At 42.5% G+C, this 14,075-nt stretch carries 11 protein-coding genes; 5 read left to right on the top strand and 6 right to left on the bottom strand.

Annotation, left to right across the window (positions count from 1 at the left end; genetic code table 11):
- Window positions 1-259: 259 nt before the first annotated feature.
- The 6 genes from IQ209_RS07115 to aroA form a co-directional block, all read right to left on the bottom strand.
- A complete protein-coding gene (locus IQ209_RS07115; RefSeq protein ID WP_193850321.1) occupies window positions 260-1,177 on the bottom strand; it encodes an integrase domain-containing protein in 918 nt (305 codons plus the stop codon).
- An 801-nt stretch (window positions 1,178-1,978) separates the two neighbouring features.
- Window positions 1,979-2,767, bottom strand: coding sequence for an SDR family oxidoreductase (locus tag IQ209_RS07120; protein WP_193850323.1), 789 nt, complete (start codon window positions 2,765-2,767; stop codon window positions 1,979-1,981).
- Between the two features lie 51 nt (window positions 2,768-2,818).
- A complete protein-coding gene (locus IQ209_RS07125; RefSeq protein ID WP_193850325.1) occupies window positions 2,819-4,009 on the bottom strand; it encodes a Bcr/CflA family efflux MFS transporter in 1,191 nt (396 codons plus the stop codon).
- A 13-nt stretch (window positions 4,010-4,022) separates the two neighbouring features.
- Entirely contained in the window at window positions 4,023-5,768 is a 1,746-nt protein-coding gene (locus IQ209_RS07130) for a thiamine pyrophosphate-binding protein (protein WP_193850328.1), read from the bottom strand.
- 3 nt (window positions 5,769-5,771) lie between these two features.
- Complete coding sequence (locus tag IQ209_RS07135; protein WP_228005761.1) at window positions 5,772-6,551, bottom strand: phytanoyl-CoA dioxygenase family protein; 780 nt, start codon at window positions 6,549-6,551, stop codon at window positions 5,772-5,774.
- Between the two features lie 19 nt (window positions 6,552-6,570).
- On the bottom strand, window positions 6,571-7,920 hold the full coding sequence (gene aroA, locus IQ209_RS07140; RefSeq protein ID WP_193850330.1) for a 3-phosphoshikimate 1-carboxyvinyltransferase: 1,350 nt from the start codon (window positions 7,918-7,920) through the stop codon (window positions 6,571-6,573).
- 1,108 nt (window positions 7,921-9,028) lie between these two features.
- Between aroA and tgt the strand changes: the two genes are divergently transcribed.
- The 5 genes from tgt (at window position 9,029) to nrdR (ending at window position 14,042) form a co-directional block, all read left to right on the top strand.
- Complete coding sequence (gene tgt, locus IQ209_RS07145) at window positions 9,029-10,153, top strand: tRNA guanosine(34) transglycosylase Tgt (protein WP_193850332.1); 1,125 nt, start codon at window positions 9,029-9,031, stop codon at window positions 10,151-10,153.
- A gap of 123 nt (window positions 10,154-10,276) precedes the next feature.
- Window positions 10,277-10,615: a preprotein translocase subunit YajC gene (gene yajC / locus IQ209_RS07150; protein ID WP_189758891.1), complete on the top strand. Its 339-nt coding sequence runs from the start codon at window positions 10,277-10,279 to the stop codon at window positions 10,613-10,615.
- 28 nt (window positions 10,616-10,643) lie between these two features.
- Window positions 10,644-12,491 carry a protein translocase subunit SecD gene (gene secD / locus IQ209_RS07155; RefSeq protein WP_193850334.1) on the top strand — a complete coding sequence of 616 codons (1,848 nt, stop codon included), beginning with the start codon at window positions 10,644-10,646 and terminating at the stop codon, window positions 12,489-12,491.
- A 10-nt stretch (window positions 12,492-12,501) separates the two neighbouring features.
- Entirely contained in the window at window positions 12,502-13,470 is a 969-nt protein-coding gene (gene secF, locus IQ209_RS07160; protein WP_193850336.1) for a protein translocase subunit SecF, read from the top strand.
- A gap of 122 nt (window positions 13,471-13,592) precedes the next feature.
- Window positions 13,593-14,042 (top strand): transcriptional regulator NrdR, encoded by a 450-nt coding sequence (nrdR, locus tag IQ209_RS07165; RefSeq protein WP_092510219.1) that lies wholly within the window; start codon window positions 13,593-13,595, stop codon window positions 14,040-14,042.
- Window positions 14,043-14,075: the final 33 nt, after the last annotated feature.

Below are 14,075 nucleotides of genomic sequence, written 5' to 3' on the forward strand. Positions count from 1 at the left end.
ATAAGCATGACTCAGTCCTCTCTTTTGCTTTTTTGTTTGTGGAAAATCAAAATTCGCAAAAATTGGACTGAGTTTCTTCGACACTCCTACCATTTTGAAAAGTTATTTATATTGTAAAAGTAGGTTACCGCTAATTCAGCCATTGGCACTAACACACAATGGGGCAGAAACGAGTTTGAGCTAATACAGCTAAGTGTCAAGGTTGGTTTGCTCGTATTCCAATGACCAAAGCAGCAGACCATGTATGATCCAATACAGCTTATTCACCCTCAATATTCCGGTAATACACCTGCCTGATATAGCGTCCTCGCTCATCACCATGCCCTAAATCCATCGATACCAGTGCCTGTGCTTCCTGCTCGCTGAAGCCCTGCGCTTTGTAATGTTCACCAGATTGCTGGGCAAAATGATAGCGCATACTGTGTGGGGCTTTCTTACCGCTCAGACCTGCACTTCTGACAATATACCGGTAACGATCTATGGCCTGAATAACCGTCGGTTTATCAATCAGTTTGCCGCTACGCCCTGTCTGTTCACACTCGGCGTAGGCAATAGCGTGTTGTAAAGCTTCCCGATCCAGTATCAGCGTCTGTCTGGGTCGCCCGCCTTTGGTGCCGAAGACCACCCGCACAGAGGTATGTCCGTTTTCCAGCGCTTTTTTCCAGGTGGCTAAGGATTTATAGGCTTCTACCGCTTCTTTGGTACGTAACCCCAGCACATAGGCCAGTTGCATGACCGCCGCCACGCACCGGTCTTTTTGCTCAACCTGCTGGAAAACCGTCTGAAATTCCGCAGGCATTAATGCTGTTTTAGTGCCTGTGCGACTCGTCTCGACAATACCCAGTGCCCGGTTACTCAAGCGGTAATTATCTGGTGCTGCCAGTTTATGCTTGCCCGCCTGCCTTAAAATCGTCCGCAATGCTGACATCTCATTTTGCAGGGTTCGGTGGCTGATCTTGTTGGCCTTACGCTCAGCAATATAGCGCTCAATGTATTTTGCTTTGAGGCTGTCCATTTGTCGGAGCTTAATGCCTTTATCCTTTAGAAAGTTAAGAAACTGCCGGGCAATCCGTTCTCGATCCGCCACCGTCGCAAAACTTCCGCGTCCTTTTCGGGCATGGGTGATAAATTCTTTTCTGAACAACTCAATTTTTGAACGTGCCGATTTCTGCGCCATCTACGCCCCTCTTGTCACTTTCTCTCTGTTTTTATTCATTTTTTAAACAAGTCCCTGCGTGTCGGTTCAGGTTCACCGTTCCGTGGTGCGTCAGATAATGTGTAGCAGGGGAAAATTGCGTTGAGTTTTTGCAGGAGTTCGCTACATGCTGGGCACGGCGATGGAGTACTCCCCGTTCAGTGCCTGATTTTAGTCAGGATGAACGCCTCATTAATCATGACGTGGTGTGATTTCTCCTTTTTACTGCATCAGCCTGTTACCAGGCAGGGGGTTAAAAAACAAACGAATAAAAGGGTTCAGGATCAGAAAATGACTGAAATAACGGGTGACTTTGAGTAATTCGTGGATCAAATGGGTCGTAAAACCAGACCGGACATGCTCTGGACGTTGACGCCTGGCGGCGTCACTTGGTAATCGCTACGCTTTAACGCAAGTGACGCCGCGCAGTTTTCGGGACGTTTATCGTGCGTGAATCAAAGCGTGAGTAAAAATCGTGCAAGGTAAAATTATTATGGCGAATGTAGCAGGGGAACTTCTCAACGTGTGTGATAAGCCGGTGCATAAAGAAACCGGGAAACTTTCATCATCGATACATTGGGTTATTTGTCCGACGATATCTGCTTCCAAAAGTGCGCAGATGTACCGCAATCTTGCTCTCCCTTTCAGGCTACAGGAGTTTTGTTTCGCCGCTTAATGCTGATCCTTGCAGGCTATGGATCATTGATAACAATTAAATACTTTATCGATTGAATCGAACGGGGTCAAATTTTTGCTTGATGATGGGATATAGAAGGAAGCGCCTTAAAAAACACCGGAATAGGCACCACCATCAATAAGGATATTTTGTCCCGTTATATAACTTGCATAATTACTACACAAAAAAGCACAATACGCACCAAATTCTTCGGGAATACCAAGCCGTCCAGCGGGGATTTTCTGGCTTCGTTGTATTGCCATACTTTCCGGTGAATCTCCGCATCTTGACGCTTTTTGTACAAATGTTTGTCTCAGACGATGGGTATCGAAAGCGCCAGGTAGTAGATTGTTTATGGTGACATTATTACTCATCAGCGCATGAGATTTTGCCATACCACTAATGAAAGTTGTTAGCCCCCCTCGTGCTCCGTTTGATAATCCCAGCTCACTTTGAGGTGCTTTAACTGTTCCAGAAGTAATATTGATAATACGCCCAAAACAGCGACTAACCATTTTATCCATGACAGCCTGAATCAGGCTGATTGGAGTAAGCATATTAGTGTTAATGGCCTGATACCATATTTCACGAGTCCAGTCGGAATAAATACCTGTTGGTGGGCCACCCGCATTTGTGACAAGAATATCCACCACAGGTGGTGTATTCAGCACAGTATCCTGAATTTCTGATTGTGTTATGTCACCTGATACCCATTTTACGGATGTAGCAGAATTTATATTTTGCAGCTGCTGTGCCGCCACTTTCAGTTGTTCAGATCTTCGTGCATTAATAACAACATTTACACCTTCTGCCACTAGTGCAGCAGCGCAAGCAAATCCTAAACCTTCGCTGGCTGCACATATGACAGCCCAGCGACCCGCGATTCCAAGATCCATATTCTCTCCGTTAGTATGATAGTGAAGATAATATTATCAATTTTGGTTGCTCTATAAGCGCCGATTTTTTATTTCGGATACCCTATACAGAGTAAAGGTAATGAAAACAAAACAAATCAAGGCAAGAATGAAAAGTCCCCACATTAAACCCGCTGCTGTTGTTGTATGCCCACTAGAGAAAAACCATAATACAATGGCTGCTCCGGCCATTTTTAAGGCTCCTTGTAAAGCACTGCCTGTTCCGGACAATTCTGGATGTCCATGCAAACTTATCCCAAGTAATAATGGAGAAGACAGTCCACATCCTAGCCCTACCGCAAAACTATAAATAATGATAAATTTAATCGACAATATTTGAGTAAAATAAATAAAAATAAGCGCCATCGCCGTAAATAATACTAATAACGGGAGTGAAACTTTCAGAATTCTTTCCGGTGTGGAATGTGACAACCCTTTTTTTGTCAGCAACGAACCTATTACGATCCCAGCAGAATAAACCATAAACAGATATCCATTCTGTGATGAAGATAATTCAAATTGTGTCTGGAATACGAAAGGACTGGCAGTAAAATAACCAATGGTAATAGCAAACAAAACGGCGGAGACAACACTGTATACAACAAAATTAATGTCAGATAACAGAATTCGAAAACCTGTTATTCGGCCATTGTCTGTTGATTTCATCGGTGATGTTTCCGGCAACGTCATTTTTACAAAAAATGCACCTATCAGCATCATTATGGTAAGAGCGATAAAATTAAACTTCCACGGCAGATATTCTGTAATATACCCGCCAATAACAGGTGCAAAAGCAGGCGAAACTTGTGATGCCATCGAAAAAATAGCCAGAGATTTAGATAATTCTGTCTTATCCCGGAAAGTATCACTGAGTATAGCTCTACTAATAACTGGACACCCGCCTGCACCAATACCGGTCAGAAGCCGGAATAGAGATAGTGCGTGAAATGATCCGGCAGTAGAAGTCAGATAATTACCGATAGCGGAAAATAATAAGGAAAATACAATGACAGGAATGCGTCCATGTTTATCGGAGAGAGGTCCGTAAAAAAGTTGGGATACAGCGAAACCAACGAGATAATAAACAACAAGGCTTTGAGCCTGATTGTCAGTAATTGCGAGTGCGGTTTTTATTATAGGTAGTGCCGGATTATAAAGATCTATAGAAAATAACCCTAATATCAGTATAACGCACGAATTGATGATAATGAGTTTTGACTTCATGCCTTTTCACCTTTCATACGAGTGGGAACGCTTTTATGCGTTTGTTATATTCTTTATTTGGCGTTGTGTGTTGATTATCACATTTAATTTCGATTAAGAATGGGCTGTTCTGTTGCATAATTTCGGCAATGCATTCCTGTAATTGATCAGGCGAATTTACACACAAACAGTTTAACCCTAATCCTCTCGCCAATTGACACCAATCATAATCGGGAATTTTTGTCAGATCTGTTTTGTTATCTTTATTATTAAAATAGCTTGCAGCATAAGATGCATTATTAAAGACAATGAAAAGTATATTGCGATGGTATTTTGATGCTGTGGCTAACTCCATTCCCTGCATTAACATACAACCGTCACCTGTTATAACCATACATTTTCTATCTGGAGCAGCAAAGCTGGCTCCTATCCCTGCTGGGATACTCCAGCCCATAGGGCCAAGTGTGGTTGCTGATATATACGCTTCAGGTCTGCGAGCGATCCAATGATGACCAAAAAATGATCGGTGCGCACCGGAATCAACACTGACTATTCCATTTTCCGGAAAATGTTTCTGGAGGATATTGATATAGGATGCTGGGTGTCTTGTTGCATCGCCTGTTGCGCTAAAATCAATAGGGAAATACTTGGGAATTATACTGAGATACTGTAACCATTTCTCCCGTTTGGAGCGGCCTTGAATGAGAATATTAGGGTAATGTTCATCAAGAGCTTCCAGGAATGCACTACTGTTTGCTGTGATCCCACAAGTGATATCAAGGTATTTACCAAGATATTCGGGATTAGTATCCACCTGAATCGTTCTACCCGAAAGTTGTAAGTCTGGAGACCATAACATAGTACTCCACTGAGTGGTATCCATTCCCAATAAGATAATACCTTCCAACTCTGGATTCTTAAATGCTTCAATTGCTCTGGGACTACCTGAATAACCATAAATACCGAGCGACAGAGGATGATCTTCTGGAAATATCCCTTTACCACTTAGCGTTGTTGCCACTGGGAAATGATACTTTTCTGCAAATGCTAACAGTGTATCAGCGGTTTCAGATGTTTTACTGCGTAACCCCGCGAGAATGATGCAATTATGGGTTTTACTCATGAAATTTTTAAATTCGGGTGAACGTATTTTATTGATATCGACCGGACGATTTTTCCAAGAATCAGAAATACTTGAACTAATGTCGGGGCGATTTTCATCATATTCATTTAAAATTTCCTTACTGACTCCCAGATACACAGGACCCCTTTCAATTCCTTTCATTGCCCGGAGTGATTCTCTCAGAAATCGACTGATTGATTGACCCGCTTTGACTTCAAATGTTGCGCGAGTCACCGGAGAAAAAATGGCTTGTTGGTTAATTCCAGATTGGGTACTGTCCTGTAATACATTGTGCATTTCCATTGCTGAAGAAATTTGGCCAGCTAAGAGTAAAACAGGAAAATTATCTGTGTAGGCAGAAGTTATGCCTGTCAGGGTATTTGTAACACCTGGACCACCAATGGCTAGGCATATACCAAAATTGTCAGAGACACGAGCATATCCTTCTGCCATATAAGCAGCCCCCGTTTCGCAGGCGGTGACTACAGGAACAGGAATAATATCTAATACTGAATCATTATCTTTCGGGTAACATTTCATGAATGCATTAATGAGCTTACCTGGCACCATGAAGAGATGAGAAGCACCTAACCGGCGTAGCTGCCTCAATATATAAGATGCTCCATTTTCTTTCTGTCCATCATTTGAATATGTCATGGCTCATAGCCCTATAAAGTGTATATTTTGCGTTTTCATTATTTTTAATGAATCCTCATGAAATGAGTCTGGATATCGGACATTGGGCATATCTGCAAAATAAGGTTTTGGGCTTTTGGGGAGATAATCTGAAACATGCATATTATGTTGAGCACGATCCCGAAGGTACTGTAGGTATGGCTCGTTATGTTGTTCTGAAGCAGAGACTGTCCATTGTAAGGCTAATTTGGTGTTGTCAGGTGCCTTATCAGGATAAGTGCTTCTGTGAGTTATTCTGTTATCCCAGAGAATAAGATCGCCTGCTTTGCTCATGATAACTTTTTCGTAGGCTTGTGGAGTATTCAACATACTTTTCACAGTGGCTTGATCTAGCCGATGAGAAAAGGGGATTAGTGTTATTCCCCCTCCATGATCAGGCTCATTATCCTGCAAATAGATAGCACATTGCATAAATTGTAAGTGTGTATCAGGATTTATTACCTCATCAGGTAAAAAATAGGCATCATTGTGCCAAGGGATATAAACACTTTCCCGAATCGTAAAATTAGGGAATAAAGAAAAAGTTCTGCCAAAAATCTCCTTGATCGCCGTAACTGCTTTATCATTCAAAATAGCATGAAATATTTCAGTGTTTTTTAATATGTCTGATGGAAGAAGAGTTGAAAGATTATTTATCTCAGCGGTTTTTTTATAAAAATTCCTGATGGTTTTAATCTCTTCTTTGCCTATTATTTCAGGTATTACAACATAACCCTGTTCGTGCATTTTTTTGGTGATATTCATATTGATATCCTCAATGAAATTAATAAGCTGACTCAGATTGGTAAATCATTTCTTTGAATGTAATACCAAGTTGTTCGAACTCTTTAAAAAAAGAAGGGAATGAACAATGGACATCTTCATAACCATCAATGTAATTAGTCTGTTGACAACGTAATGACGCTACAAATAAAGACATAAAAATACGATGATCCCCCCAACTAGAAAGTCTACAATTTCCAGAATAGGATGATGCGCCATGAATTTCGAAACCGTCATAAACATCATTTATAATCAAGGGTTGAATGTTAACACCTAATTTTAGTAACTCATTTACCATTGCTTTTATTCTTGGTGATTTATGAAGACGGGTTATAGATCCCCCGGTAACTCTGAAACAGCCATTGACATAGATTCCTATTGAAGCTAGCGTAGGTACAATATTAGGGCAATTACTGACATTAAATTCATAGTTTCCAGTTAGTAGGCCTTTTCTATTAATCAACCTAATTTCGTTTTTTTGATCATTTCTTATGACTTCTACTCCCATTTCTTCAACAAATGTCAGAATAGCCTGCTCACCTTGCAAGCTCTTACTATTGATATTTTTAAGTATCAGGTCACATGGAAATAAAGTTGCCACCGCAACCAAGTAAGAACACGAAGTGTAATCGCCTGTTATTGTATATTCAGCAGGACTATATTCGTCAGGAAATACCGTAATTTTGGAGAAATTTTCATTATGCTTAAATTTAATGCCGGCTATTGCAAGAACTTCTAATGTCTGTCGAATATAGGATAATGATAGGATTTCCCCTTTGATTTTTACAGTAGTACTTTTTTTAGCAAGGGGTGCTGCGAAAAGGATTGCTGTAATAAATTGGGAACTAATGTTTCCTTCGATTTCGCATTCGCCACCAATATACCCTCCCCAATTGATGAAAGGGGCTTTTCCGTTCATATGAACACTGGTAATGTTTCCACCCAATTCAATAAGTGAATTCAGTAAAGGCTCCATCACACGAGTTCTGAGAATAGCATCACCCGATATCACAGCGGGAGTATCACTGTGGCAAGTAAGGGCGGTTATTACACGGAAGACTAGCCCCGAACCGAGAGCATCAATGACTTTTTTTTCAGGACTGATTTTACCACCAGTTCCATAAATAATTAATCTTCGCGGCTCCTCAATAATTCTGGCTCCAATACGGCGACATGCTTCCTTCATTGTACTGGTTTCCAGACAACGTAAATCATTATTAATAATTGACTTACCATCAGCCAAGCTGGCAGCCAGAATAGCTCGTTGAGTTTCTGGTTTCGATGAGGGTATATAAGCTGAATGAAGAATATAATTAGATGGATTAACAGCCAGGTATTTTAATGGCAACATAACTTTACTTTTCCTTTCATAATAATAATATTGCAAATAAATGAAATATCCCGACTTTTGGTAACCAATTGTTTATAAAACAAAACATGAAATACATTCTTATGTAGTTTAATAATAATTTTATTAAAATTTAATCTGTTTTTAATTACGTAAGATGGAGTTAAAATATGATCTGCTTATTTTCATTTATCATGTAGATATTAATTATCCTACTTTGCAGATATTAAACAGATTGTATACATTTTTAAAATTTAATTAATTTAAATTTACTTGATGTATTTATCAGTTTATAATCAAAAATTATAAAAAATAAAAATATAAAACGTTAATTACATAATTCACGTAATAACTATAATTTCAAAAATACTTGCATTTATATAATAAATTCATTCATGAAAGTATCTGAGTAGTCATCTTGATGCTAGTTATCTTGGCTTATGTAGGATGACACTGACGCGCTGCGCTTGTCTTCTCCGTGTTCCCAGGCTAATACATTAACCAGGGAACACGGAGAGCTGAAAAAACACCTGCCAGAAAAGACCTTTCTCCTCACCCATTCCTCATTTTTCTTCTCACTTTTTCCGTATATATGCGAAAAAAGTGAGGTTTTGTGGAATTACGCAATGGGCTGATTCGTGCATTAAAAACGGGTAATTGGCTGCTGAATGCATTGAAATTCAATAAATGTGCAAAATATGAGTTTGGAGGGATATGAGAACGGATGAGGGAAATGTATACAGATGCCGGAAGATTCGGTGTGGAGTTTGAGGCAGGGGAAGGTGGATAGCGATCATGATGGTTGAGGTCTGTATTGCATAGGATGGACACTGCCAAATTAGGTGGGGCGCATGGGGCGGGTATTGAAAGGCAACCACAGGTAACTGCGGGTAACTTTCGGTAAGATGGGGTGTGTGAGTACTGATAATAGTTACCATCAGTGTGACACTGTGCCAAAACTGTGTCACAAGAAAGAGTAAATGGCACATAAATTAGCAAAAATTGACATACTGTATATCACAAGGCTGGCGTGTACAGTGGCGTCATTAGTGTTTAGAATGCATCATTTTATGTCAAGCATCAGACTGTTTTTCTGATGTCTGGAGGTTAAGTGAAATTTGAGTTACAAAAGACGGATGGGAATGCCCGTCGTGGTCGTTTGATTTTTGATCGTGGTGTTGTGGAAACTCCGGCATTTATGCCAGTGGGAACTTACGGCACGGTAAAAGGTATGACACCGGAAGAGGTGAAAGACACGGGAGCGCAAATCCTGTTGGGAAACACTTTCCACCTTTGGTTGCGTCCGGGACAGGAAATCATGAAGTTGCATGGTGACCTGCATGATTTTATGCAGTGGCAAGGCCCTATTCTGACTGACTCTGGCGGTTTTCAGGTTTTCAGCCTCGGTGCTATGCGTAAAATCAAAGAAGAAGGGGTTCACTTCCGTAACCCAATTAATGGAACACCCGTGTTTCTCAGCCCAGAGAAATCGATGGAAATCCAATATGATTTGGGTTCCGATATTGTCATGATTTTTGACGAATGTACACCATATCCTGCTGATTGGGATTATGCCAAGCGTTCCATGGAAATGTCATTGCGCTGGGCTGCCCGCAGTCGTCAACGTTTTGATGAGCTGGACAATAAAAATGCCTTGTTTGGTATTATTCAGGGCAGTGTGTACGAAGACTTGCGTGATGTTTCCATAAAAGGGCTGGTGGAAATTGGCTTTGATGGCTACGCTGTAGGGGGACTGGCCGTCGGTGAACCGAAAGAAGATATGCACCGTATTCTGGAACATGTTTGCCCTCAGATCCCACAGGATAAGCCTCGCTATTTGATGGGAGTTGGCAAGCCGGAAGATTTGGTTGAAGGCGTTCGTCGTGGTATCGATATGTTTGACTGTGTGATGCCAACACGTAATGCTCGCAATGGTCACCTGTTTGTGACCGAAGGGGTTATCAAAATTCGCAATGCTAAACATAAAGAAGATACTTCTCCCTTAGATGAGCATTGTGACTGCTATACTTGCCGCAATTATAGCCGGGCATACCTCCATCACCTTGATCGTTGTAACGAAATTCTTGGTGCAAGGCTGAATACGATACATAATTTAAGGTATTATCAGCGCTTGATGGCTGGAATTCGTCAGGCCATTGAAGAAGGCAAGCTGGAACAGTTTGTTGAAGAATTTTATCAGCAGATCGGTAAACCCGTTCCGCCGTTAAATATATAATTTATCGTGACTAATCAGTCTCAATATGTGTAGCATATTGGGCCGATTTTTGATCGAGCCACTGTCGATTTTAATAGCAATGTTTTCGACAGTCACATTTTCGATAACAATGAGGGAAATTTGATGAGTTTTTTTATTTCTGAAGCTGCGGCAGCTGCTGGCGCACCAGCGCAAGCTCAGGGAAGCCCATATTCTCTGATTATCATGCTGGTTGTTTTCGGTTTGATTTTCTATTTCATGATCCTGCGTCCACAACAAAAACGCACCAAAGAACATAAAAAACTGATGGATTCCATCTCCAAAGGGGATGAAGTGCTGACTTCTGGTGGTTTGGTGGGTCGTGTCTCTAAAGTGTCTGATACCGGCTACGTGGTTATTGCCTTGAATGACACCACAGAAATAACTGTCAAACGTGACTTCGTTGCTGCCATTTTGCCGAAAGGTACAATGAAGGCTATTTAATTTTCCGATTTTCCCGAAGGGAACTGCCGTGTTGAACCGTTATCCTTTGTGGAAGTATCTGATGCTGATCGCTGCGATCCTCATCGGTTTGCTTTATGCACTTCCCAACCTTTATGGTGAGGATCCGGCTGTACAAATCACTGGCGCGCGAGGCATCGCCGCCAGTGAAAAAACGCTGGACCAAGTCCGTAATGTTTTAGAAAAAGATCAAATCAAGAGTAAGTCCATTGCATTGGAAAATGGCGCAATTCTTGCTCGTTTCAGTAGCACTGATGTGCAGCTTCGTGCGCGTGAAGCGTTGGTCTCTGCACTGGGTGAACAGTATGTTGTGGCATTGAACCTCGCGCCTGCAACACCTGTCTGGTTAAGAGCAGTCGGTGCTGAGCCGATGAAACTGGGTCTTGACCTACGTGGTGGTGTTCATTTCTTGATGGAAGTGGATATGGAAACCGCGCTGGGTAAATTGCAGGAACAGAATATTGATGGCCTGCGCTCTGAACTGCGTGATCAAGGCATCCCTTATTCGACTATCCGCAAAACGGATAATTATGGCGTCGAAGTTCGTTTCCGTGATAACGATGCACGCTCTAAAGCGGAAAGTTATCTTGAACCTCGTCACCGTGATTTGGTGTTCTCTAATGAAGCCAACAGTACGCTGAAAGTAGTGATGAGTGATGAACGTCTGCGTGAAGCTCGTTCTTATGCAGTACAACAGAACATCACTATCTTGCGTAATCGTGTCAACCAATTGGGGGTTGCAGAACCTCTGGTTCAACGCCAAGGTGCAGACCGCATTGTGGTTGAACTGCCTGGTATTCAGGATACTGCCCGCGCAAAAGAAATTCTGGGGGCAACCGCAACGCTGGAATTCCGGCTGGTCAATACCAATGTTGATCAAAATGTTGTGCAATATGGCCGTATTCCGGCTGATTCAGAAGTGAAAGATACCCGTGATGGTAACCCGGTTGTGCTGTACAAGCGCGTTATTCTGACGGGTGACCATATCACCGATTCTACCTCCAGTGCTGATGAGAACGGTTATCCACAGGTGAATATTTCCCTGGATAGCGCTGGCGGTACAGCAATGTCTAACTTCACTAAAGATAACCTGCACAAGCCAATGGCAACGCTGTTTGTGGAATATAAGGATAGCGGCAAGAAAGACGCCAATGGTCGTGCGATTTTGGTTAAGCAAGAAGAAGTTATCAACATTGCCACTATTCAGTCACGCCTGGGTAACAGTTTTCGCATTACCGGTATTAGCAATCCGACAGAAGCTCGTCAGTTATCATTGTTACTGCGGGCAGGGGCGTTGATTGCACCAATCCAGATTGTAGAAGAGCGTACGATTGGGCCAACTCTGGGCTTGCAGAATATTGAGCAGGGCCTTGAAGCGTGTTTGTGGGGCCTGATTGCTTCTGTCGTATTTATGGTGATTTACTACCGCAAGTTTGGTCTGATTGCGAGTTCTGCGTTGCTGGCTAACTTAGTGCTGATCGTCGGTATTATGTCGCTGTTGCCGGGAGCGACCCTGACCATGCCGGGGATTGCGGGTATCGTCTTGACGCTTGCCGTTGCCGTGGATGCGAACGTATTGATCAATGAACGTATCAAAGAAGAATTGCGCAATGGCCGTACGGTACAGCAGGCAATTCACGAAGGCTATAAAGGGGCGTTCTCCAGTATCATCGACGCAAACCTGACGACGCTGATTACGGCTATTATTTTGTATGCAGTGGGTACTGGCTCTATCAAGGGCTTCGCGATCACCACCAGTATTGGTGTGGCGACTTCAATGTTCACTGCTATTGTAGGAACACGCGCAATCGTGAACTTGCTGTACGGTGGCAAGCGTATCAATAAGTTGTCAATTTAAGGAGCACGTTGTGGCACAGGATTATACTGTTGAACAATTAAACTATGGGCGTAAAGTTATCGACTTTATGCGCTGGGACAACGTTGCCTTTGGGATTTCGTTCCTTCTGTTGATCGCTTCCATCGTTATGATAGGCACTCGTGGTTTTAACTGGGGGCTTGATTTTACCGGTGGTACGGTCATTGAGGTGAAGCTGAGTCAACCTGCGGATCTGGACAAGATGCGTGAGAGCCTGAGCCAGAATGGTTTTGCTGATCCACTTTTGCAAAATTTTGGTAGCAGCCGTGATGTGATGGTTCGTATGCCACCAGTGGAAGGTAATGCAGGGCAAGAGCTTGGCAATAAGATTATCTCGGTGATTAATCAGGATATTGATAAAGATGCCAAGGTTAAACGTGTCGAATTTGTTGGTCCAAGTGTCGGGAACGAACTGGCACAAACCGGAGCGATGGCATTATTGGTTGCACTGATCTGTATCCTGATTTATGTCGGTTTCCGCTTTGAGTGGCGTCTGGCATTGGGGGCAGTTATTGCACTGGCACATGACGTGATTATTACACTGGGTATTTTGTCGTTGTTCCACATCGAAATTGACCTGACTATTGTTGCGTCGTTGATGTCCGTTATCGGCTACTCATTGAATGACAGCATCGTGGTGTCGGATCGTATCCGTGAGAACTTCCGTAAGATACGCCGTGGTACGTCGTATGAAATCACCAATATTTCCCTGACTCAGACCCTGAGCCGTACCATCATGACTTCCGCAACCACATTATTGGTTGTATTGATGCTGTACATTTTCGGTGGCGAAATGCTGAAAGGCTTCTCACTGGTCATGTTAATCGGTGTTTCTATCGGTACAATCTCTTCTATCTATGTTGCTTCTGCACTGGCTTTAAAATTGGGTATGAAGCGTGATCATTTGATCCAGCAGAAAGTTGAGAAAGAAGGGGCAGATCAGCCCTCCATTCTTCCTTAATTATTTTGCATGATCGAGCACTGATATCGCTTAAACGCCCTGTGAGTACTTACTGACAGGGTGTTTTTCGTCATCACTTCAAGGTACACTGTTATCCCTTCGGTTAACTGTCAGGAAACGATATGCATTGCCCATTTTGCGCAGCCGTTGATACTAAAGTTATTGATTCTCGTCTGGTAGGGGATGGCTCACAAGTGCGCCGTCGCCGTCAGTGCCTGGAATGTCATGAACGCTTCACTACGTTTGAAGTTGCTGAACTGGTGATGCCGCGAGTCATTAAAAGTGATGACATTCGAGAGCCTTTCGACGAAGAAAAATTGCGTCGTGGAATGCAGAAAGCACTGGAAAAACGCCCTGTCAGTTCTGATGATGTAGAAACGGCTATCAGCCACATTAAGTCACAGGTACGGGCAACAGGAGAGCGTGAAATTCCGTCCAAAATGATCGGAAACTTTGTCATGGATGCGCTGAAGAAACTTGATAAAGTGGCCTATATCCGTTTTGCATCTGTTTATCGCAGCTTTGAAGATATTCGCGAATTCGGTGAAGAGATTGCCAGACTACAAGACTAAACGCTGTAACTCTTACTAAAAACCAGAACACTG

This window comes from Xenorhabdus sp. BG5 (assembly GCF_015163665.1).
Classification (GTDB): Bacteria; Pseudomonadota; Gammaproteobacteria; order Enterobacterales; family Enterobacteriaceae; genus Xenorhabdus.

Excerpts from the sequence above, each read along its gene's own strand:
- IQ209_RS07115 (WP_193850321.1), bottom strand. The coding sequence starts at position 1,177 with ATGGCGCAGAAATCGGCACGTTCAAAAATTGAGTTGTTCAGAAAAGAA.
- IQ209_RS07120 (WP_193850323.1), bottom strand. The coding sequence starts at position 2,767 with ATGGATCTTGGAATCGCGGGTCGCTGGGCTGTCATATGTGCAGCCAGC.
- IQ209_RS07125 (WP_193850325.1), bottom strand. The coding sequence starts at position 4,009 with ATGAAGTCAAAACTCATTATCATCAATTCGTGCGTTATACTGATATTA.
- IQ209_RS07130 (WP_193850328.1), bottom strand. The coding sequence starts at position 5,768 with ATGACATATTCAAATGATGGACAGAAAGAAAATGGAGCATCTTATATA.
- IQ209_RS07135 (WP_228005761.1), bottom strand. The coding sequence starts at position 6,551 with ATGAATATCACCAAAAAAATGCACGAACAGGGTTATGTTGTAATACCT.
- aroA (WP_193850330.1), bottom strand. The coding sequence starts at position 7,920 with ATGTTGCCATTAAAATACCTGGCTGTTAATCCATCTAATTATATTCTT.
- yajC (WP_189758891.1), top strand. The coding sequence starts at position 10,277 with ATGAGTTTTTTTATTTCTGAAGCTGCGGCAGCTGCTGGCGCACCAGCG.
- nrdR (WP_092510219.1), top strand. The coding sequence starts at position 13,593 with ATGCATTGCCCATTTTGCGCAGCCGTTGATACTAAAGTTATTGATTCT.